16 protein-coding genes are annotated in these 20,561 nt (G+C 68.7%); 10 read left to right on the top strand and 6 right to left on the bottom strand.

The features are described from left to right. Window positions 1-44 precede the first annotated feature (44 nt). The 4 genes from Pph01_RS05435 to Pph01_RS05420 all read left to right on the top strand — a co-directional run bounded on the left by Pph01_RS05435 (window position 45) and on the right by Pph01_RS05420 (window position 5,700). Window positions 45-1,034 carry a PfkB family carbohydrate kinase gene (locus Pph01_RS05435; protein ID WP_204071806.1) on the top strand — a complete coding sequence of 330 codons (990 nt, stop codon included), beginning with the start codon at window positions 45-47 and terminating at the stop codon, window positions 1,032-1,034. A 246-nt stretch (window positions 1,035-1,280) separates the two neighbouring features. Then, complete coding sequence (locus tag Pph01_RS05430) at window positions 1,281-3,950, top strand: DUF5107 domain-containing protein (protein WP_204071805.1); 2,670 nt, start codon at window positions 1,281-1,283, stop codon at window positions 3,948-3,950. 123 nt (window positions 3,951-4,073) lie between these two features. After that, the gene (locus Pph01_RS05425; RefSeq protein WP_204071804.1) at window positions 4,074-4,235 is read left to right on the top strand and encodes a hypothetical protein; all 162 of its coding nucleotides are present in this window, start codon (window positions 4,074-4,076) and stop codon (window positions 4,233-4,235) included. A 61-nt stretch (window positions 4,236-4,296) separates the two neighbouring features. Next, window positions 4,297-5,700, top strand: a complete 1,404-nt coding sequence (locus tag Pph01_RS05420; protein WP_204071803.1) for a hypothetical protein — start codon at window positions 4,297-4,299, stop codon at window positions 5,698-5,700. Window positions 5,701-5,784: 84 nt separating this feature from the next. On the opposite strand, the gene Pph01_RS05415 is transcribed toward Pph01_RS05420, so the two are convergent. Continuing rightward, window positions 5,785-6,645, bottom strand: coding sequence for an aminoglycoside phosphotransferase family protein (locus Pph01_RS05415; RefSeq protein WP_204071802.1), 861 nt, complete (start codon window positions 6,643-6,645; stop codon window positions 5,785-5,787). Window positions 6,646-6,793: 148 nt separating this feature from the next. Between Pph01_RS05415 and lgt the strand changes: the two genes are divergently transcribed. The 3 genes from lgt to Pph01_RS05400 all read left to right on the top strand — a co-directional run bounded on the left by lgt (window position 6,794) and on the right by Pph01_RS05400 (window position 11,764). Beyond that, window positions 6,794-7,690 carry a prolipoprotein diacylglyceryl transferase gene (gene lgt / locus Pph01_RS05410; protein WP_204071801.1) on the top strand — a complete coding sequence of 299 codons (897 nt, stop codon included), beginning with the start codon at window positions 6,794-6,796 and terminating at the stop codon, window positions 7,688-7,690. A gap of 112 nt (window positions 7,691-7,802) precedes the next feature. Beyond that, complete coding sequence (locus Pph01_RS05405) at window positions 7,803-8,636, top strand: class II glutamine amidotransferase (RefSeq protein WP_204071800.1); 834 nt, start codon at window positions 7,803-7,805, stop codon at window positions 8,634-8,636. Between the two features lie 239 nt (window positions 8,637-8,875). Continuing rightward, the gene (locus Pph01_RS05400) at window positions 8,876-11,764 is read left to right on the top strand and encodes a helix-turn-helix transcriptional regulator (RefSeq protein WP_204071799.1); all 2,889 of its coding nucleotides are present in this window, start codon (window positions 8,876-8,878) and stop codon (window positions 11,762-11,764) included. A gap of 90 nt (window positions 11,765-11,854) precedes the next feature. Here the strand turns inward: Pph01_RS05400 and Pph01_RS05395 are convergent, their stop codons facing one another. Next, window positions 11,855-13,438 (bottom strand): SGNH/GDSL hydrolase family protein, encoded by a 1,584-nt coding sequence (locus Pph01_RS05395; RefSeq protein WP_204071798.1) that lies wholly within the window; start codon window positions 13,436-13,438, stop codon window positions 11,855-11,857. A gap of 699 nt (window positions 13,439-14,137) precedes the next feature. On the opposite strand from Pph01_RS05395, the gene Pph01_RS05390 reads away from it, so the two are divergent. Next, complete coding sequence (locus Pph01_RS05390; RefSeq protein ID WP_204071797.1) at window positions 14,138-15,274, top strand: AbrB family transcriptional regulator; 1,137 nt, start codon at window positions 14,138-14,140, stop codon at window positions 15,272-15,274. 158 nt (window positions 15,275-15,432) lie between these two features. On the opposite strand, the gene Pph01_RS05385 is transcribed toward Pph01_RS05390, so the two are convergent. Beyond that, a complete protein-coding gene (locus Pph01_RS05385) occupies window positions 15,433-16,386 on the bottom strand; it encodes an undecaprenyl-diphosphate phosphatase (RefSeq protein WP_204071796.1) in 954 nt (317 codons plus the stop codon). Next, window positions 16,383-17,099, bottom strand: a complete 717-nt coding sequence (locus Pph01_RS05380) for a DedA family protein (protein ID WP_204071795.1) — start codon at window positions 17,097-17,099, stop codon at window positions 16,383-16,385. The genes Pph01_RS05385 and Pph01_RS05380 overlap by 4 nt, the downstream gene beginning before the upstream one ends. A 209-nt stretch (window positions 17,100-17,308) precedes the next feature. Here Pph01_RS05380 and Pph01_RS05375 point away from each other — a divergent pair, with 209 nt between their 5' ends. Further along, window positions 17,309-17,689, top strand: coding sequence for a BlaI/MecI/CopY family transcriptional regulator (locus Pph01_RS05375; protein ID WP_204071794.1), 381 nt, complete (start codon window positions 17,309-17,311; stop codon window positions 17,687-17,689). After that, a complete protein-coding gene (locus Pph01_RS05370; protein ID WP_204071793.1) occupies window positions 17,686-18,573 on the top strand; it encodes a M48 family metalloprotease in 888 nt (295 codons plus the stop codon). The genes Pph01_RS05375 and Pph01_RS05370 overlap by 4 nt, the downstream gene beginning before the upstream one ends. A 9-nt stretch (window positions 18,574-18,582) precedes the next feature. Here the strand turns inward: Pph01_RS05370 and Pph01_RS05365 are convergent, their stop codons facing one another. Further along, window positions 18,583-19,896, bottom strand: a complete 1,314-nt coding sequence (locus tag Pph01_RS05365; RefSeq protein WP_204071792.1) for a sensor histidine kinase — start codon at window positions 19,894-19,896, stop codon at window positions 18,583-18,585. Then, window positions 19,893-20,555, bottom strand: coding sequence for a response regulator transcription factor (locus Pph01_RS05360; RefSeq protein ID WP_204071791.1), 663 nt, complete (start codon window positions 20,553-20,555; stop codon window positions 19,893-19,895). The genes Pph01_RS05365 and Pph01_RS05360 overlap by 4 nt, the downstream gene beginning before the upstream one ends. Window positions 20,556-20,561 lie beyond the last annotated feature (6 nt).

Genomic DNA, 20,561 nt, shown 5'->3' with positions numbered 1-20,561 from the left:
GTCCGCCGTTGTGCCGTACCGATATCGGGAGTGAGGAAGCCGGCGTGATCCAAGACCACACCGACCCCGCGAGCAGCGAAGGGACGCCCGTCCTCGTCGCCGTGGGCGAGGGGCTGCTGGAGGTGGGCGTGCGTGACGACCTTCCCTCCGACTACCTCGGCCGGGGTTTCGGGGGTGACGTCGCCAACGTGGCCGTCATGGCGGCCCGGATGGGCACCCGAGCCAGGCTGCTGACCCGCCTTGGCGCGGACACCCCGGGCCGCCTGCTGCTGGACTTCTGGCGGCGCGCGCACCTGGACGTCGACCGGGTCACCGTCGATCCGTCCGCTCCCACCGGAATGTACGTCAACGCGGTGCGGCACGGCGGGCACACCTTCGGCTACTACCGGTCCGGCTCGGCGGCGACGCGGCTCAGCCCGGCGGACGTGGACGGGCGCCTGCTGGAGGACGCCGGGGCGCTGCACGTCAGCGGGATCTCGCTGGCGATCTCCAGCAGTGCCGCCCTGGCTGCCGAGCGGGCGGCCGAACTGGCCCGCGACAGTGGCGTCACGGTGACCTTCTGCGTCAACCACCGCCTGATGCTGCGCCCCGACACCGACCGGAACCTCGCGTTCGCCCGCGCCGCCGACATCGTGATCCTGTCCAGCGAGGACGCTCGCGCGATGCTCGACACGGACCATCCCGACCGGATCAGGTCCGCGCTGGGGGAGGGGCCGCAGGAGATCGTGCTGACCGACGGCCCGGCCGGGGCGGTGGTGCTGACCGACGGTGGGATCCATCGCGTCGTGGCGCCACAGGTCGTGGTCGTCGACACTGCGGGCGCCGGCGACGCGCTGGCCGGCGCCTACCTGGCCCTACGGCTCGCCGGGACTGCACCGCCCGACGCGCTCGAGTCGGCCGTGATCGCTGGGGCGCTGTCGTGCCGGTGGCCCGGCTGCGCCAGGTCCTATCCGAGCGCGGAGGAGGTCGCGCGGGTTCGGGCAGGTGCGTCCCCGGACGTCGAGCCACAGCTGTCCTCCAGCGAATCCGCCTGACCGCCGCCGAACTCTCCGTTCACTGGCCGCCTTCTACCGAACCGTCGGCCCTGATCCGTATCCCCTAGCTCGCACTTCTTCAGCGGACGCGGTCGGCAGAAGGCTTGCCGTCGTGCTTCCCGCCCATCCCACGCACGAGGACGGACGCGGAGGTCACTCCATATCCCGAAGAAGTCGGCCGAAAAAGCCACCGGAGCCCGGTCTGCACACCGGGCTCCGGGACCACCCCTCCTGGGAGAGGACAACATGAACAGTCAGTTTAACCGGGCGCGCCCGCGCGGCGCGGCCCTCGCCGTGGCGCTGGCTTTGACCACGGCGGCCGGCACGGTCGTGTCGCTGCCGCAGCCGGTGCTGGCCCAGTCCCAGCATTCGGAGCAGCCCTCGCTGCGCGTCAGCAAGGTGTCCTCGGTCGACGACAAGTCGATCGACATCACCTTCAACAAGGCGCTCGGGCCGGACATCCTGCAGTTCACCGCAGCCAACTCGGCGTACGCGGTCCAGTACATCAAGGTCGGCGGCGGCGTCGCCGGCGGCGCGGACGCGGCGCTCGACGGTCGGCCGCTCTCGCAGATCGCGGGCACGACCGTCCGTCCCGTGGACACCCCTGACCACCGGACACTGAGGGTGGTGCTGGGTGCCGGTGCCACGCTGGACGGCCACACCTACGAGCTGTGGTTCGACGGCGGAAGCGACAAGCTCGGCGACCTGTTCTTCCGGTCCGCGGACGGCGGCGTGCTGCCCGGCTCGTCGACGAAGCAGTCCAAGTTCCGCGGGACCTCCCAGGACGCCGCGCTCGCAGCCGTCTCGTCCGCCGAGCAGGTGGACTCGCGCACGGTCGACGTCACGTTCGCCGGGACGGTCTGGTCGGGGATGCCTGTCGGCGTCTACACCGGATCGAACATCACGCTCACGAGTGGCGACTCGTCCGTCCACCCGGTGTACGTGGAAAGCCTCGCCGGGACCAGCCAGCGCGGCTATCGGCTGTACTTCGGCGCCGACCTGAACGGCGACGCCTCTTACCGGTTGGCTCTCGGCGCCGGCCTGAGACTGACGACGAACGCGGGACCGGCCACCGCCGAGGTCGTCGCGACCGTCGCGGGCGGCGGAGGCGCCTACGCGGCTCCGCAGATCGCCGGTGTCGAGGTCGGGGCGTCCGGCGACACGATCGAGGTCCGGTTCAGCCACCGGATCGCCAAGGCCGGCGACCTCGAGGTGAAGGAGACCAAGACCGGCGTGAGCGGCACCAATGTCACGGCCGATCAGGTCCGCGGACTGCTGCGCTTCACCGGCCTCACCACCACCTCGGGCCGTGACGTAAGCCAGGCACTGCGCGACGACGCGGCGTACTTCCCTGACGCCTCCACCCTCGTGATCAAGCTGGACAGCGGGCAGACCCTCAGGGCCGGCGCGCGCGGCAGGGTGGCGCTGGCCCAAGGGGCTGTCACCGACGTCACCGGCACCGCCAGCACGAGCACGGCGTCCGTGTCCGTCGAGGCCCCGAGGCACTTCACCTCGCCGGGTGCCGGCTTCAACTCGAACGGCCCGGATTACCTCAAGGTCAACACACACGCCACCACCGTCTTCGAGCGCTACGACTACAAGGTCAGCGACGACGGTGTGTCCGTCCGGTCGGACGGTGTGGCCAACAAGGTGGTCGGGCAGACCATCAAGACCATCGAGGTGGAGAACAAGTACATCAAGGCGACGTTCGCGCCCAGCTACGGCGGCCGTCTCCTCTCGATCATCTACAAGCCGACCGGGCACGATCTGCTCTACACCAACCCCGTCGGCACCCCGTACGGGTTCTCCAGCGCGGCGCCCGGGACCCCCGGCAACTCGCCGTTCTACCAGAACTGGCTGATGGTGTACGGCGGTGTGTTCCCGACGCTCACCGAAGCCGAGCACGGCAAGTACTGGAATGTGCCGTGGGACTACAAGATCGACCAGAGTAACGGCAGGTTCTCGGTCACCATGACCAAGACCGACGACGTCGACTACCCGTTCAAGCCGTCCAAGTACGTGCACGGCGCCACCGGCATCAAGACGTCCGTCACCTACTCCGTGGACGCGCGCAAGCCGACCGTCGACATGGCGGTCAGCCTGAACAACCCGAACGCGGAGGACAAGCAGTACGAGTACTGGACGTGCACGACGCTCGCGCCGGGCGCCCCGTCGAACTCGGGATCCCCGACGATGTCGGTCGTCTCGCCGGTCAAGACGGTCTACCGCGACCCGGGCTACAAGTGGATGGAGAGCGTCGAACAGCCCGCCGGTCCCGCCGGCTCCGGCCTGCTCAAGCTGGACAAGCTCAAGCAGATGTCCAACTGGACCAATTCGGGCATCGCCTACGGCCAGGACCTGGCCACCATGCAGCAGGGCAATTGGTGGGGCGTCGTCAACCACGAGAACGACGAGGGCGTCATCCGGGTCGGCGACAACACCAAGACCCCCGGCATGAAGTTCTGGGAGTGGGGCCAGAACGGCTCCTTCGACACCAACATCTACAGCAAGGGCAACTCGGCCCGCCCCTACATCGAGCTGTGGGCCGGTGTGTCCATGAAGTTCTTCAGCCCCGCCACGCTCAAGGCCGGGCAGACCCTGTCGTGGACGGAGACGTTCCTGCCGACGATGGACCTCGGCGACGTCACCAACGCGAACGCCAACGGCGCCGCGGACGTCAAGGTGGACGCGTCGGGCAACGTCACCGGCCGACTGTTCTCGACCGCGATCGGGCAGAAGCTGCGCGCGACCCTGGTCGACGCCACGACCGGCAAGACGCTGGACGAGAGCACCTTCACCGGTACGGCGAACACCGCGGTCAAGCTCAAGGGCAAGGTCACACCCAGCGCGCAGGCCCGGCTCGTACTCACCGACGCCCACGGCACCACCCTGCTCACGGCCGAGTCCGGCACCTGATCGGGGTCGCCCCGCGGCGGCGACGCATCATCTGGATCTACGTCGTCACCAGGGTGAACAGCGCCGACCAGATCGGCCGCCTCTGGCTTGACCGGGCCATCGAGGTGCTCTGACCACAAGGAGGTGGAGAAGGACACGGTGGTCGAGTCGCCACAGATCACCAAGGAGAACGCGCAGGAGCACATCCAGAAGGGCGCGTTCCAACGGTTGTGCCGGAACCGGGGCAGCGGTCACTGCGCCGGCAGCGGTACGGCGGAACGGGCACTGAGCAAGGCAAGCATCTGAACCTGCGGTTGCACGACAACAAGCAGAATTTCTAGGAGATGCAGTGCGTAGTAAGCGAACAGTGAGGATCGGTATCGCCGGACTCGTCGCCGCGGCGGCGGCGATCCCGGGCATGAGCGTCCCGGCCACCGCGGCCATGCCGGACGGCGGGCCGGCGGCTACCCCCGCCAGCTGGCAACTGAAGTACTCGGAGGACTTCCAGGGCCGCGAGAAGGACCTGAACACGGACTCGAGTCCGTGGATCCGCTGGACCGGTGACCAGCCCGTCGACACGATCATGGACGACTACGGGGACTGGTGGAAGAACGACTACGGCCCCGCCATGCAAGCGGCGCTGAACAGCTTCGCGACATACCGCAAGGACGTGCAATTCGGCAAGGACGGCTGGCTGACCGCCTCATTGTCGGCCCGCGACTGGGACAAGAACGGCACTCCGGAACGGCCGCCGACGATCTCGACCGAGAAGGCGAAGGCCGGCAACGTTCTTAAGATCAATTCGCCGGATTCCTACGACGGCGCGCTGATCACCACCACGCAGAAGCTGCCACCCGAATACCGTCTCGAGTACCGCCTCAAGACGCTCGACTTCGGCGGAGAGCGCAACGGCAGCATCTCCTACGACGGCAAGGAGAACGGGTACACGCCAGTCGCCGGCGAATGCAAGACGCAGTTCCCGTACGCGGAGGGCATCGGAACCAAGGGGTGGAACAGCCAGATCACGACAAATCCGTGTGACTGGCAGAGCGTGACGAATGGTCCCTTCGGATACAACGCCTTCCACCTGCTCGGCATCGTCGACTTCTCCAACCCGAAGCCGGCGAACCTGCACTTCTGGCACTACCGGCGGAAGATCCTCATGGACTCGTTCGCCCAGCACCCCGACCGGATCGGCACGGGAACCGGTGGGCGCATCTGTGACCCGACGACCAACACGTACTACCCGATCCGCGACAGCACCAACAACATCATCGACATGTGGATCAACGGCATGCCGAACTACAAGCCCGGCAAGGGCGGAATCACCGGTAACTCGCAGTGGTTCATGACCACCTGTTCCGGCGGCGTGGCCGAGCCGGTGTCGCCGTCCGCGGCGGCGGAGATGGTCCCCGAACTCATGCCGAACAGCGACTACGTCTTCGCCGTCGAGCGGGACAAGACCGGCTACACCGAAGAGGTCACCGGAACGTTCCTGCACGGCGGGTACCGGACGATCCGCTTCCACCGGGACTTCGTCGTCGACAACGTGCCCATCTGGCACTACAACAACACGCCCGATCAGTACGACGGCAGCTACAACGGCACTCTTGTACAGAACGGCGTCTACAACCGCCAGGAGTGGCCGGACCAGTGGCCGGCCGGCTCGGGTTACCCCGACTTCCCCGTGATCGGCGACCCCTACACCGACGCCGGTGAGGGCAGCGCGACGATCGACTCGATCAAGCTGTACGTCCCCAAGCACAAATAGACCCAACGAGGAAATCGAGCAGGAGGGTCGGGTCGCCCGACCCTCCTCTCATACCACCGGACAAAACCCGACCAGCGACAGCCTCTAGGTAAGAAGCACCTGGTCAAGGACATGCCTTCCGATAGCCGCCATGCTGGGATTATCGGCCGAGTGGGCGGCCAGAGCAGTGCCCAAGGCGAGGGCCCAGCCCCGTGCACGCTCCCAGGTCACTTCATCGGCGTCCACGTGTGATCGGAATACCTCACGGGCGTTCTCGTCGAACACCAGCCACGCGGCGGCCAGATCGGTGGCGGGATCGCCGCTGGTGAGGTCACCGAAGTCAAGAACAGCCACCAGCCCTTCCCCGTTGAGCAAGAGGTTCCCCGGGTGCGGGTCGCCGTGGAGCCAGAGCGGGGGACCTTGCCAGGGGCGGAGGGCCGCCGACTTCTCCCAGAGGGGCAGGAGCTCAGCTGATCGGGAAATGAACTGGAGGCGTTGCCGAACCGCTTCGTCACGGTAGGCGAGAGGGACGCCACGGACGGGGTTATGCGGTGCACCAGGCGGTGCAGGCCGGTGGAGGTCTGTCATGAACTCAGCCAGCGGGACGGCGATGCCGGAGCGTTCGGACGGCGGCACGTCGGCGACCGTACGGCCTTCGAACCAGGGTGCGATCGTCCATGGCCATGGGTAGCCCTCGCCGGGTTCGCCAGTCCTGATGGGTATGGGCAGCGAGACTTCGACCTGCTCGGCCAGGACCGGCAACCAGCGTTGCTCGTTGACGATGAGGTCGACGGCCACCTGCCGGCGCGGCAGCCGTACGGACAGGTCCGAACCAAGGCGATAGATGACGTTGTCCCAGCCGTTGGCAACGAGGACGAGCGGTCCCGCCAGATCCGGGTGCTGCGCGCGAATCAAACGGTCAACAAGGTCGTCGTCGATGTCGACTTCTGTCGCCGGAGTATTCATGCCGCAACGATATGCAGGATGGCCTTGGAACCCGCCATGCCTCGGTCGCCGCCTGGATCTATCTCGCCGCAGTGCAGTCCGAGCATGGCGCGGCGAGCTCAGGCCACGAAGGCGGCCAAGTGGCCTCACGTTGGCTAGCCTCACCGGCATGGCCCTTGCCTCGATTCCCAGCCCTTCCGAAGGGGTCTGGTATCTCGGATTCATCCCGATCCGCGCCTACGCATTGTGCTTCCTCCTCGCGATCGTCTTCGGCACCTGGCTCAGCGAGCGCCGCTGGCGCGCCCGCGGCGGCGAGAAGGGCACGATCAGCGACATCGCGGTCCCCGCAGTGATCTTCGGCCTGATCGGCGCTCGCCTCTACCACGTCATCACCGACTGGCAGACCTACTTCGGCCCGCGCGCGATCAAGGAGCCCTACCGGGCGCTGTTCATCTGGGAAGGCGGGCTCAGCATCTGGGGCGCGGTCGCCCTGGGAGGCGTGGGCATGTGGCTCGCCTGCCGTCGCCGGGGGCTGTCTCTGGGCGCCGTGGCCGACACGGTCGCGCCCGGCATCGCGTTCGGGCAGGCGATCGCCCGCTGGGGCAACTGGTTCAACCAGGAGCTTTACGGCAGTCCGACCACGTTGCCGTGGGGCCTGGAGATCGACCAGGCGCACGGCGGCGAGCCAGGAGTGCTCTACCACCCGACGTTCCTGTACGAGTCGCTGTGGGACGCGGCGCTCGGTTTCGGACTGATCCTGGCCGGCAGGCGGTTCACGCTGCGCCACGGCCGCCTGTTCGCCCTCTATGTCGCCGGCTACACGTTCGGGCGGTTCTGGATCGAGGGGCTGCGGATCGACCCGGTCGGCGGGGTGGACCACGCGGTGACGCTCCTGGGGCTGCGGATCAACCAGTGGACCTCGATCGTGCTGTTCATCGGCGCGCTGGCCTACCTCTGGGTGACTCGTAACAAGGACACCGAACAGATCGTGGTGCCGGCCTCACAACACAAGGCCTCGCACGAGGAGAACGGCGGGCAGGCCTCCGATCCGATAGAGAGCACCTGACGCGACCAACATGCCGTAACCCCGAATACCCCCGAGGCCGCCGCCCACGCCAGGCGCCGGTCAGGGAGTCGGGCCCAGTTCCGCGCGTGACTTTCGGGGGTAAACAGCACATATGTGCCGCTGGCTCGCCTATTCCGGCTCGCCGATCAATCTGGAGACGCTGCTCTACGAGCCGGAGCATTCGCTGATTCACCAAAGTCTCCACGCCAGACTCGGCGCGGAGACGGTCAACGGCGACGGGTTCGGGGTCGGCTACTACGACGACGTCGAGGTGCCGCCCGCGGTGTTCAAGGACACCAAGCCCGCCTGGGGCGACCGGAACCTGCGCGAACTCGCGCGCCACGTCCGGTCGCCGTTGTTCATGGCCCACGTGCGCGCGTCGTCCGGGACTGCCGTACAGCAGACGAACTGCCATCCGTTCCGCCACGGCAACTGGCTGTGGATGCACAACGGCGCGATCTCCCAATTCGGCCGGCTCAAACGCGACCTCGTACTGGCCGTCGAACCGGAGCTGTTTCCGGCGATCGAGGGGTCCACGGATTCGGAGGTCATGTTCTTCTTGGCGCTGACGTTCGGGCTGCGCGAGGACCCGCCGGGCGCGGTGGAGCGGATGGTCGGATTCGTGGAGGAGACGGGACGGGCGCACGGCGTGGAGCGCCCGGTCCAGATGACGGTGGCCACATCGGACGGCGAGCGGCTGTGGGCGTTTCGCTACTCCACCGAGCGTCGTTCGCGATCACTCTTCCACAGCACCACCACACAGTGTCTCCGGGACCTGCACCCCGAGGTGTTCATGCGTGCGGAGCTGTCCGGCGACGCACGGGTCCTTGTGTCCGAACCCCTGCGTGACCTGCCCGGCCTGTGGATCGAGGCTCCGGAGTCGACCTTCACCGTGATTAGCCACGGGTTATTCGAAATGCACCCATTTCATCCGAAGCCTGGGTAGCGGAGATGCGACTGGACGGCACATGCAGCCGCGGTGGCAGTGGCGTCAGGCGCTGTTCGCGCTCCACGCCCGGCAACCCGGTCATCCTGATTGTCGGCTCCCGCGGGCGACCCGGCCGCCATGGACTTCGATCCCGATCTGTATGATCATCGCGACGTAGATCGTGCGACTGGGTCCTGGCGTGTTCGCCGACTTGCGCTCCGGCAGCCGGTGTGATCGCCGGACGAACCGGGGGTTCCATGTCCGATGGTGGGCCGGCAGGATCGGGATCCGTCTGGCTGTCCCGGCCCGAGCCGGTCGGGCGGGCCGACGAGCTCGCCCGCATCGACGCGGCGGTCGCGGGCGCGGCGGCCGGCGAATGCCGCCTGGTCCTCATCGACGGCGAGCCGGGCATGGGCAAGACGCGGCTGCTGGAATACCTGGTCGAGCGGGCGCACGCCGCCGGGCGTACTGTGCTCGCCGGCAGCGCCACCGAGTTCGAGAGCCTCGTCCCGTTCGGCATGTACGTGGACGCCTTCACCCGCCTGTCCGACGAGTACGGCGCCCCGGGTGCGGCGCCGACCGGCACTCGGCCCGGTGATTTCGCCGAGGCGGCGCTGCGCACCTTGTTGATGACGGGCGAGACGACCGACACGACTCAAGGCCGGTTGGATCGCTACCACACCTATCGAGGCATCCGAGCGCTCCTGTCCCACCTGGCCGCCGACCGCGGCACCGTACTGACGCTCGACGACCTGCACTGGGCGGACGCGTCGTCGCTCGAACTGACCGAGTTCCTGCTCCGCCGCCCGCCGGCCGGCGGGTTCCTGCTGGCCATCGCCTGCCGGTCGGCCATGATCCCGGCCGTGGTGGGCGACGCCCTCGCCCGGCAGGATCCGCGCGTCACCCGGCTGAGCCTGCACCCGCTCGACGCGAACGCGGTGGCCGCGCTGCTGCCGTCCGAGGTGGACCCGCACCGGGGACGGTTGATGTTCCGGGTCAGCGGCGGCAATCCGCTGTTCCTGCGGTCGCTACTGGACGCCGACGACCACACACTGACGGAACTGGCCGACGGCCGGCCCGGGGCGGCGCTCGCCCTCGAGCAGACGTTGCTTGCGGTGCTGCGCCGGGAGCTGGACCGGCTCACCCCGACCGGCCGGCGGGCGGCCCACGCGGCGGCGGTCGCCGGCGAGCTGGCCTCGCTCGTCGTCATCGCCCACGTCGCGGAACTCGACGCCGGGACGGCCGCCGCCGCCGTGGACGAGCTCTGCAGGCAGGGGCTCGGCGCGCTGGCGGGCGCCCGGTTCGTGTTCCGCCACCCACTCGTACGCGCCGCCGCGTACGACACGTGCGGGCCTGGCTGGCGCATCTCCGCCCATGCCCGGGTCGCCGGCTACCTGCGCCGCAACGACGGGTCGCTGGCGTTGCTGGCCCACCACACCGAGCGGTGCGCCGAGCACGGTGACGAGGAGGCCGCCAGGACGCTGGGCGACGCGGGCATCGCGTACGTGGGCTCGGCCCCGGCGACCGCAGTGCGATTGCTGCGTGACGCCCTACGGGTGCTGCCGGAACGCGAGGACCTCGTGCCGTATCGCGGCCACCTGCTCACCTGGCTGGCGCGGGGCACCGCGGTGAGGTCGCTGACCGAGGGCCGGCGAATCCTGCACGAGGTCATCCACCTGCCGCACGACGTGGCCACCGAGGCGGTGGCCTTCTCCTCCGTGATCTCGCGGCTGCTCGGCCGGCTCGACGAGGCGCGGGCCCTGTTGAGCGCGCAGGCCCGCCGGGCCGGGCAGGACCTGCGGGTGCGGGCCCCGCTCCTGTTAGAGCTGGCCGCCGTGGCCGTGTTGCGGGCGGACCCCGGCGGCGCGCGCCGGCATGCGCTCGAAGCCATCGAAATCCTGTCGAAGACGGCCGACTCCACGCTCGGCGCCGCCGCGTACGCCCTGCTGGCCCTGGCCTGCCTGCAGGACGGCGACGTCGCGGCGGCGCGTTCGCACAGCAGGCGAGCCGGGTGGCTGATGGACAGCGCGCCGGACACCGCCCTGTCGACGCACGTGGAACTCGTCGCGCCGCTCTCTTGGGGCGAGACCAGTCTCCAGCGGCCCGACGACGCGGAGCGCCATCTGGCCCGGGGCATCGACCTGGCGACGATGTCCGGTCGCAGCAACGACATGCCGTACCTGCTGATCGCCCAGGCCCACCACAAGGCCCGCGGCGGACGGCTGGAGGAGGCCATCGACGTCGCGGAGCACGCCGCCGCGGCCTCCGACTACATCCAGAGCAGCGAGACCCTGGCGATGGCCCAGTGCGTCATGCTGTTGCCGGTGCTGTGGCGGCACGGCGTGCGCCCAGCCATGGCGCTCGCCGACCGGCTCGCCGACGCCGCTCCGGGTTCGGCCTGGTGGCTGGCGATGGCGCATGTGTCCGTGGTGCGGGTCCGGCTCGCCGCCGGCCGTAGCGGGGCGGGTCACGTGCCGCCGCTGCCCCCGGCCCTGTCCCGCGACACCGAGGTGGAACGGCTGGCGGTGCAGTCGATCCGCGCCGGTGCCGACGGCGACGTCGGTACCGCGCTCACCCGGTCGGCCGCGGCGGTCGCCGCCGGCGGCGGCGGCCCGGCGTATCACCTCGGCGCCGCCTACGACGCCCGCGCCCGCGCGTTGTGCCAATGCGGCGACCTGGGCGGCGCCGTGGCGGCGGCCTGGATCGCCGCCGAGCGGTTCACCGAGAGCGGCGCCACCGTCGAACGTGGTCTGGCGCACCAGTTGCTCGCCGACATCCACGGCCGCATGGGGGACGTGGCGCAGTGCCGCACCGAGATCGCCCAGGCCAAGGCCGCCTACAGGGGGTCGGGCGCGGACTGGCTCGCCGGTCAACTGGCCAGGGTGGAGCGCCGGCTGGCCGCGCAGGGTCCCCGGCACGCGGCACGGAGCACCGCCGGGCCGCCGGTGCTCACGGCGCGGGAACGCCAGGTGGCCGAACTGGTCAGCCAAGGGCTGACCAACCGGGAGGTGGCCGAGCACCTCCAGGTCAGTCAGAAGACGGTGGAAACCCACGTCGCCCGCATCTTCAACAAGTACGACGTGCGCTCCCGGGTGGCGCTGACCCGGCGGCTGGCGAGCCTGGACGGTCTCCCGCCCGCCGAGTGAGACCCGTCGGCGCTGTCGGTGATCCGGGGCCGCCGGGCGGTGCACGCCCGCCCGGCGGTTGCGATCAACGGCGTCGTCCGGTGCTGATCATTACGGCAGCGGACCGCCGTTCAACCACGCCTCTGCTTGCTCCCGGAGCTTCTCCGGGTCGATCTTCTCACCCTTGATACACGGGTCGGCCTTATCGGTAGTCAAGAAGTGGACATAGGTGATATCCATGGGTTCTCGCAGGACGCCGCCGCTCAGCGTGGACGTGGAGACGGCCACCTGCAGGCCCGGCTCCGCTGTTTTCACGATGAGATCGCAGGGGTCCCCCGTGGGTGTGTTCGTGATGCCGCCGGGGCCCGGGACGCCGGACGGCGCGCTGCTGTAGGTGGCCGGAATCCAGCTCGATGGCGCTGGCCCGCCGCTCGACCCGCCGCCCCCGCTGCCCCGGGGGCCGACGACCCTCGGAGCTCCCGGAATCGGCTCCAGCGGGATCGGGTTCAGCAACACCTCAAGCGGGATCGTCAGCTGACCGTCCGGGCCTATGAAGTGGCAGATGCTGTCGATGGATTCCCCGTCACACAGCTTGCCGAGGTTGGTGCTTGCCCATTCCTCAAGTTGCTGGTCGGCCTCCGGGTCGTCAACGGAGGCTCGCGGGTTGGTGATGACGCGGTTGAAGTCGGGTCCGTTCGGGAAGAGGGACGGGAACTTGCCAGCCATCCAGTTCGCCAGCGCCCGGCCGATCGCCACCGCACCGAACTCGTTGGGGTGGAAACTCTCCTGAAGCGCGTTGAAGATCTTGCCCCTTGCCAAGAGCCCGAACCGGGAAATCACTCCGTTGAAGTATGAATCCGGTTGGCCGACCTCGTGACCGCTCACCACGCTGGTGCCGTTCGGCCCCGCCGTGTTCGGGTCGAACACGTGAACCTTTCTCTGCGGGAACCTCGCGCGGAACCGGTCAACCGCATCCGTGATCGCCTTGTTCACCGCGACGACGAACGGATAGATCTCGTCCATGGCCAGGCCGCCGATCTGATTGTGATCGACGTTGCCTGACGGCTTGACTGCCAACGGGTAGAGCGCGGCGACGATCTCCGCGTGATCCGTGGCGTTCATCACGTTCACCAGGCCCTGCTCGATGTTCGCCGAGACCTGCGGCATGTCCTCCATCAGCTGCTGCACCTTGTAGTGGACGAGGCGCGCCTGAGCTTTGCGTCTGTTTACGTAGTTGCCGGCCGTCGCGGTGGAGTAGTGGCCTATCAGCACCATCCTCATCAGCGGCCCGAATTCGGCGTCGTTGCCGCCGAGCCCGAAGTAGAAGATGTCGAGGTCCCGGGGAACGCCCGAGAGCTGAGACACGTTCCGCACCTCGGTGATGTCGGGGTGACTCTCGTCTTCGAACTGCACGTCCGTCAGGTGGCTGACCTTGGCGCCCGACGAGGCGTTGAAGATGAAGCGATCGCTGTTGCCGGTGCCCCAGGTGTGGCTGATCACATCAGGCTGGACCGTGTACTGGCCTCCATAGCGGGCCGATTGCAGGTAGTCCCACGCGAGAGCGAGTGGAGCGTAGCCGCTCTGATGCCGGAAGTCCTCGGAGCCGTCCGGGAATGTCACGTACTTGTGGTCCCAGGTCGCGCCTTCACCACTTGTATAACTGTCGCCCGCCCCTGCGATCTTGACCGTGGGCATCGGCGCGCAGTCGGGCGGACACAGATGTAGGGGAGGCGTGGAGCCCGGCGGGAAACCCGGCGGGGGAGTAGGAAAGAAAGTCGGCGGGGGCGGTGACAGGGTCGGCCGAATGGGCGGGGTGCTCGGAAGGGCGATCGGGCTGTCGGCACTCGCCGGGATGCTGATCAACGTGGTCGCGGTGAGCACGGTCGCGAGCCCGATCAGCACCAGCCGCCAGCGCGATAACCGGCGCGGAGGTCGCATGGACAGGTCTCCTCTGGGTGGGGTCGGAAAGGAGCCAGCACTTGACGCACGCATCATCCGGCCGCCGGGTGACCGCTAACATCCGGTGTTGTCCGCCGGGCCACCCCGACATCCGCCGATCGAGCCGTCACATGGGGCAGAAGGCCTACCTGGCTCAGTACAAGCCACAGCACGGCCGCGGCGTGGGTGACGCTGCGGTCGCCGCGTTCAGACCGACTCCCACCCATAGGGGCCACCTACATATGCCGTGCAGCGCCCACCCCAACGTGGGGGAGTTCGCAGCCGGATACGCCCGGGCGCCCGAGGGGTTCAAGCGCCACTTTCTCGGCTTATGCGACGGCTGTCGGTCGCGCTGGGCCTCATGGCGTTGTTCTTTGCCTGGCGAGGGGAATCCGAGCGCACACCGATTCCGTTACTCAGGGTAGTCAGAGGTCGCCGAGCGCAACGTGGGTGAGCATGAGCAGCAGCATCTCGCAAGGCACGATCCCGGCCCGCGCTCCCTCCAGGTACGTTTTGTGGCGCCGCTGGGCCGGGTGGCTGACCCTCATCGTGATCGCTTACATGATCGGCGAGTCCGCCGAGTCGGTCCTGCCGGCAGCGCATCTGCTCGCTCCACTGGTGGCGGGGCTGGCCCTGTCCGCGACGGGACTGACCGCCGATCAGGTACCGGCTCGGCTCAATCGCACCTGTCAGGCCGGGCTCGGGGTGCTGATCGGCAGCTACCTCAACCCGAGCACGTTGGAGCACGCCTCCGGCGCCGTACTTCCGCTGACCGTCGTCACCGCGGCGACCATCGGACTCAGCCTCCTCGCAGCCGCCGCCATGGCGCGCACCGGCCTCATCGACCGGGCCAGCGCGACGTTGGGCATGATCGCCGGAGGTTCGGCTGCGGTGATCTCCGCCGCTCAGGAGCACAACGCCGATTCGCGTACGGTCGCCTTCCTGCAATGCCTGCGCGTCGCGCTGGTCGCCGCCACCGCGCCCCTCGTGGTCCACTGGCTGATCAGCCCGCAGATGACCACTCCTGCTACGGCCACGCCGTACACGGGCGGCGGTTGGCACCTGGTCACCGGCGACCATCAGGGGATCGGGCTGCTGCTCCTGGCTGGTGTCTGCTTCGCCGGCATCGTCATCGGCCGCGCCGTCCGGCTGCCCAGTCCCGCGTTGCTCGGACCGATGCTCCTTACGGCCGCCATCACAGCCGGGGGCTTCTCGGAGGAGTTCGCCCCCACCGGCCTGCTCCGCGCGTTCCTGTTCACCATCGTGGGCCTCGACATCGGCCTGCGTTTCACCCGCCCCGCCATGACGCACATCCGCCGGCTGCTGCCTCTCGCCCTGTGTTGCACCGTGGCGATCAGCATGGCGTGCGCCGGCCTGGCCTGGGTGTTGTCCGCGACGGTGCGGATCCCCCTGGCCGATGCCTACCTCGCCACCACCCCTGGTGGAATCAACGCCGTTTTGACCACGGCAGTGGCCACCCACGCCGACGTGTCTCTCATCTCGAGCGTGCAGAGCGTGCGGCTGTTCATCATGGTCCTGCTGGCGCCCCTGGTCATTCGGCTCCTCACTCCAAGGACGGCCGATTCCGGGTAACTGAGAAGGCTCGTGCATGATCACCGATGGAGAAATGGCGGTTCAGTCTTGGTGCGGCCGAATCCGCGCATGATCACGGAACGGGTTGTCGCAGGTCGTGCTGCGCGCACCCGAAGGCGTGCATGATCACCCTCAAGGGACGGCGATTGGACGTCGGGCTAGCGGGTGGCCAGCCAGGCGAAGCTCGCCACTCCGGCAGCGGTGCAGTACACCGCGAACGGGATCAGGGTCCGGGTCTGGAAATACCTGGTGAGGAACCGCACGGCGAGGTACGCGCAGACGAACGACGCGGCGCTGCCCGCGAGGACCTGCCCGTGGATGCCGTCGCCGAGCGGGCCGAACAGATCGGGAAGTTTTAGTACCCCGGCGGCGAGGATGACCGGTGTGGCAAGGAGGAAGGAGAAACGGGCGGCGTCGTCGTGGTCGAGTCCGCGGAACAGCCCGGCCGCCATGGTGGCACCCGATCGGCTGATGCCGGGTAGCAGCGCGAGGACCTGTGCGGTGCCGATGAGCGTGGTGTCGCGCCAGGACCGTGCGGCGAGACGTCGATCACCGGCCAGATCCGTGGTGCCCTGGTCTCCGCTCCCGAGCGCCGCGGCGTCGACACCGGCGCCGGCCATTGCGGGTGTCGTCGCGGGCCGGATGGCGAGTGTTCGCCGGCGCAGGAGTTCCGCGCCGTACAGGATCACGCCGTTGAGTGCCAGGAAGACCGCCGCGGGCAACGGGCGGCCGAGGACGGTCCTGAAGGTGTGTTCCAGGAGCAGGCCGGTTACCCCTACGGGAATCGTGGCGATGATGATCATCCAGGCCAGGCGCTCGTCGGCTGTGGCGATGCGTCGATGGCGTATCGACGTCACGAAACCGGTGACGATGCGGAGCCAGTCACGCCAGAAGAACAGCATGAGCGCGAGCGCGGTCGCGACGTGCAGTCCCACGACGAAGGCCAGGTAGGGCGACTCGGGTGTGGAGACGTTGAGATCGTCGGCCCAGCGCCCGCCGACCAGCGCCGGAAGGAGCACGCTGTGCCCGAGGCTGGAGACGGGGAACAGTTCGGTGATGCCCTGGAGGGCACCGACGGCGAGAGCTTCCAGGTAGGACAGATGTGCGCTCATCGGTGTCCTCCGTCGATGGGCGCGGCTCCTTCGGCGGTGCGTCGGCCTCTGCGGTGCCGCAGCACTTCGATGAACAGCGGTGTGAGGGATACCAGCACGATCAACGCGATGACGGGGAGAAGGTACCTGTCGATGTTCTGTGCGCCCACGGTGTCGCGGAGCGTGCCGGCGGCCAGGTAGCCGGCGAGCAGGATGGCGTCGGTCCACAGCAGGCCGCCGATGATGTTCCACCGGAGGAACCGCCCTGGCGGCATCTGGAGGACGCCTGCGACGGGGTTGAGGAGCGTTCGTACGACCGGGACGAAACGGGCGAGTATCACCGCCTTGGCGGGGCCGTACCGGTCGAAGTAGGCCTCGGCACGGGCCACGTGGGCTGATTTGAACAGGCGCGAGTCCGGCTTGGCGAACAGTCGGCGGCCGAAGCGTGAGCCGAGGTGGTGGCCGAGCTGTGCGCCGATGATGGCGGCCAAGGGCGCGACCAGCAGCAACAGCGGAAGGCTGAGTCGCACGCCGACGATGTCCTGCGCCACCGGGGACGCGGCGATGCCGGCGAGGAACAGTAACGAGTCGCCCGGCAGGAAGAAGCCGACGAGCAGACCGGTCTCGGCGAACAAGGTCGCGGCGACGCCCACGACTCCGAAGGTCTGGAGCAGCGAGGTGGGATCGAGGAGGTTGACGGCGGCGGTGAGCGCTGAGGGAGTGGCCGTGGTCACGCGGGTCGCACCGCCATGGCACGGGACCGACGCTGTCCGGGGGCCAGGTTCACCACGATCTCCCTACGTTTATGCGGCTGTTTCGCCAGCTGAGTGGGCTATGACCCTACATGATGTAGTAGGTAGGTTCCTACACACTGTAGGGGCGTGAACGCTCGGGTGTTCGTGCGTCCGTGGCGGTACGGTGTAGACCGGCGAATCGAGGTGAGATGGCGGGCAGGGGCGCGGCCAGGTCGAGACGTTCGGCGGGCCAACTGGAGGGCGAGATTCTGAGTGCCCTGTGGGCGGCCGACGGGCCGATGACCGCGGCCGAGGTCCAGGTGGCCGTCGGGGGAGATCTGGCCTACAACACCGTGCACACGATTCTGACGCGGCTTCACGCCAAGGGGCAGGTTCACCGGTTGGGCCCGGCGGGCCGGTCGACGTACAGGCCGGTGAAGGGGGCCGCGGAGGTCGCGGCCGAGCAGATGCGGGCCGTTCTGAATGGCGGCGCCGACCGCGGCGAGATCCTCATGCGCTTCGTCACCACGCTCGACGCGGCCGACGAAGCCGCCCTTCGTGCCGCGCTGGACGCCGAAGGCTCGTCGTGACCGTCGCCGTCTACCTGCCTCTGCTGGTCTGCGTCGTGCTGGCGGTGTCGAGCCGGGCGGTCGCGAAGGCGCTGCCGCCGCGGGCCGGCCTGTGGACGCTGACGGCCGCTGCGGTGATCGCGGCGGCGGGCACCGTCTGGACGTGCCTCCTGCTCGGGTCACTGCTCGTCGACGACATTCCGGCATTCGACGCCGCGGAGCGGCTGGTGCCGGTTCACGACGCCGTGTCGTTGGTCGGCGTGGCAATCCTCGGTGTGGGTGCGGTGCGCTCGTTCTTGGCGCTGCGTCGCCTGGTTCAGGCGAGACGGCGTTTGCGGCGGCTCGGTGCACTGCCGGGTGGAGAGCTGCTCGTGGTAGCCGATGCGAGGCCGGATGCCTTCGCCGTTCCCGGATCTCGTACTGGCGGCGGACGGGTGGTCGTCACGCAGGGCATGCTCCGCGCGCTCGACGCCGGGCAGCGCCGGGCGCTGATCGCCCACGAACGGGCACACTTGCGGGCGCGTCATTCTGTCGCGTTGGCGCTGGCGGAGCTGGCTGCGGCGATGAACCCCCTGCTTGTTCCCGTTCGCCGATCCATCGGTTTCCTGTGTGAGCGGGATGCGGACGAGGACGCCGTGGTCGTGGCGGGGAGCCGTCGTCTCGTGGCCCAAGCGCTGGCGGCCGCCGCCTTGGCCAGATCGGCCTCCGCGGCGGCTTCTTCCTTGGCGCCGGGATTTCACCAGCTCAGCGTGGCCGAGCGTGTCTCCGCGCTGCTGACGCCTGAGCCGGTCACCCATCGTCGGCTCCTGTGGGCCGTGGGAGCGATGACGCTGCTGGCAGCGGGGGCGGCGTTCGACGCCACACGGGACTTCGCGTCGATCCTGGTGATGCTTGTGGCGCGCTGAGCCTGTCACTCATGCCGCGGGGAGGTGCACCTCGATCAGGCCGCCGTTCGAGAGCTTGGCAGTCAGGGTGCCACCTGCCGCGTCGGTGAGCCGGCGGGCGAGTGCCAGTCCCAGGCCGGCGCCCTCTCCGGGGCCGGCGGCGGCTCCTTGGACTCCCGGCATGAAGACGGTTGAGATCTCCTCGGGGCCGAATCCGGGACCGTCGTCGGCGACGGAGAACACCACGTTGTTCCCGTCGCGGCATATCCCCAGCATGACCGTCGAGCGGCCGTACCGCGCGGCGTTGTCGAGCAGCGGGTGGAGTATGCGGAGCACCACATCCCGGTCGCACGCGACGACAAGGTCTGTCTGGGCCGAAGGATCCAGCCGGACGTCCTTGTCCAGGCTGGTGGAGGAGCGTAGCGCCGCGTTCGCTGCTTCGAGGGCTTTGCACGTACCCGTGGACGGATCGATGCTCTGTTGTGCCAGCCCGATCAACGTGTCGACGGTGTCGGCCAGCCGGTCGGTTCCTGCGAGGACCTGCCGGAGCGCGCTGCGCAGTTGATCGGGCGGCCGGTCCTGGCGAAGAGCGATCTCGGTCTCGAGCCGTAATTGCGTGAGAGGGGTCCGCAGTTCATGTGCGATCTCGGCGGTGACCCGCTTCTCGTGGCGCAGGGCTGCGGACAGCCGGGCCAGAAGGGTGTCGAGGGTCGCGGCCAGTCCGGTCAGTTCGTCCCGCGGAGGCCCCAGCCCGAATCTCCGATCGAGATCCCGTTCCGACCACGTGGCCGCCTGGGCGGTCATCTGCCCCACTGGCCGTAGCGCATGCAGGACGGTCCGGCGGATGAAGAAGGCGCCGATGGCCAGGATCAGCACATCGAAGATCAGAGCGCCGATCAGTGCGGTGCGTGCGGCATCCTCATACGGGATCAGCGACAGGGCCGCGACCACTGTCGCCTTCGGCGCGCCGGCGTCACGCAGGCGAAGCGCGAGCATCCGTGTGTCGTCGTGCACGTCACGGGGGGTGGGCTGGGGCGACGTGCTGACCGTTCGGGCGGCGGGGTCGAGCCGGCTCAATCTGGACGGGCTGCTGATCAGTGTTCCGTTTCCGTCGAACACCCATACGCTGCTGTCGAGCGCCTCGTCGTAGGGCGTGTCCGCGAGCGCCAGGTGCCCCTGCCGGATCGTGATGTTCGCCGCAGCGGCCTCCGCCCGCGCTCGCAGGACGCCGTCGGCGTCCTGCTCCAGCCGCCACGACAACACCGACGAGAACCCGATGGTCAGCGCCCCGAGGGCGGCGGCGAGCGTGGCCGTCGCCGTGATGACGAGCTTGTTGCGGATCACGAGATCGAATATCCGACCCCGCGAATGGTGGTGACCACGCCGGCCCGTCCTATTTCGGTGAGCTTTCGGCGCAGCCGCACGACATAGGCGTCCAGCGTGTTGTCGTGCACCATGGCGCCGGGCGGCCATGCCGCGTTGATGAGGGCCTGACGGCGGACGACCTCGCCTCGGCGCGCCAGCAGGAGCGCGAGCATGCGGAACTCGGTCGGGGTCAGGGAGACGGCCCGAGCTCCGTCCCTGAGCGTGTGCGAGGCCGGATCAAGGTGCAGTCCCGGCGGCGCGGGACGCTGGGAGCCGCTTCGGCGGATCAACGCAAGTAAGCGGACCACCAGCTCGTCGAAATGGAAGGGCTTGGGGAGATAGTCATCCGCGCCGGAGTGGAATCCCGCCAGCCGGTCTGTGATGCCTCCACGTGCGGTGAGAAAAAGGACCGGCGTATCCACCCCGCGCGCCCGCAGAGCCAGGCACAGGTCGCGGCCGTCCACGTCGGGAAGGCCGATGTCGACGACGAACACCTCCGGAGTCACGCCGTCGATCTGGCGGAGCAGGTCCGATCCGGTGGAGACACAGACAGGTACCTCGAACCCCTCCTCGCGCAGGCCGCGGCCGAGCACCTGACGTAGCGCCGAGTCATCCTCGACGATGGCGACGGTGGGCATGAGATC

Source organism: Planotetraspora phitsanulokensis, from assembly GCF_016863295.1.
In the GTDB taxonomy this organism is placed as follows: Bacteria; Actinomycetota; Actinomycetes; order Streptosporangiales; family Streptosporangiaceae; genus Planotetraspora; species Planotetraspora phitsanulokensis.
Note: the sequence above shows the minus strand (reverse complement) of the source record. Positions and strands in the feature narration are given on the sequence as shown.

Excerpts from the sequence above, each read along its gene's own strand:
- Pph01_RS05390 (WP_204071797.1), top strand. The coding sequence starts at position 14,138 with ATGAGCAGCAGCATCTCGCAAGGCACGATCCCGGCCCGCGCTCCCTCC.
- Pph01_RS05375 (WP_204071794.1), top strand. The coding sequence starts at position 17,309 with ATGGCGGGCAGGGGCGCGGCCAGGTCGAGACGTTCGGCGGGCCAACTG.
- lgt (WP_204071801.1), top strand. The coding sequence starts at position 6,794 with ATGGCCCTTGCCTCGATTCCCAGCCCTTCCGAAGGGGTCTGGTATCTC.
- Pph01_RS05405 (WP_204071800.1), top strand. The coding sequence starts at position 7,803 with ATGTGCCGCTGGCTCGCCTATTCCGGCTCGCCGATCAATCTGGAGACG.
- Pph01_RS05360 (WP_204071791.1), bottom strand. The coding sequence starts at position 20,555 with ATGCCCACCGTCGCCATCGTCGAGGATGACTCGGCGCTACGTCAGGTG.
- Pph01_RS05400 (WP_204071799.1), top strand. The coding sequence starts at position 8,876 with ATGTCCGATGGTGGGCCGGCAGGATCGGGATCCGTCTGGCTGTCCCGG.
- Pph01_RS05385 (WP_204071796.1), bottom strand. The coding sequence starts at position 16,386 with ATGAGCGCACATCTGTCCTACCTGGAAGCTCTCGCCGTCGGTGCCCTC.
- Pph01_RS05395 (WP_204071798.1), bottom strand. The coding sequence starts at position 13,438 with ATGCCCACGGTCAAGATCGCAGGGGCGGGCGACAGTTATACAAGTGGT.
- Pph01_RS05430 (WP_204071805.1), top strand. The coding sequence starts at position 1,281 with ATGAACAGTCAGTTTAACCGGGCGCGCCCGCGCGGCGCGGCCCTCGCC.
- Pph01_RS05415 (WP_204071802.1), bottom strand. The coding sequence starts at position 6,645 with ATGAATACTCCGGCGACAGAAGTCGACATCGACGACGACCTTGTTGAC.